Raw genomic sequence first — 333 nt, 5'->3', positions numbered from 1 at the left:
CACTGAACTACTTCCGCATTTTATTAAAATGGTGCGGGTGAAGGGACTTGAACCCCCACGCCTTCCGGCGCCAGATCCTAAGTCTGGTGCGTCTGCCAATTCCGCCACACCCGCATCGTAAATGGTGTGCCATGAAGGACTTGAACCTTCGACCCTCTGATTAAAAGTCAGATGCTCTACCGACTGAGCTAATGGCACATCATAAATATGATTCAATTTTAAAACCCATGAAAAATAATGGGCCATGAAGGATTCGAACCTTCGACCCTCTGATTAAGAGTCAGATGCTCTACCAACTAAGCTAATGGCCCGTTTTAAACTGATGGGTTAAAA

Annotated in this window: 3 tRNA genes; all 3 read right to left on the bottom strand. The window is 45.6% G+C overall.

The window, feature by feature from the left end:
* Positions 1 to 29: 29 nt before the first annotated feature.
* Positions 30 to 114 (bottom strand) — tRNA-Leu (locus JN080_RS29350).
* 8 nt (positions 115 to 122) lie between these two features.
* Positions 123 to 198: transfer RNA gene (locus tag JN080_RS29345), tRNA-Lys, on the bottom strand.
* A gap of 40 nt (positions 199 to 238) precedes the next feature.
* A tRNA-Lys gene (locus JN080_RS29340) sits at positions 239 to 311 on the bottom strand.
* Positions 312 to 333 lie beyond the last annotated feature (22 nt).

The sequence above is a fragment of the Bacillus sp. EB600 genome (genome assembly GCF_024494385.1).
GTDB lineage: Bacteria > Bacillota > Bacilli > Bacillales > Cytobacillaceae > JAEVLT01.
The sequence above is the reverse complement of the archived record's forward strand: the minus strand, read 5'-3'. Positions and strand labels throughout refer to the sequence as shown.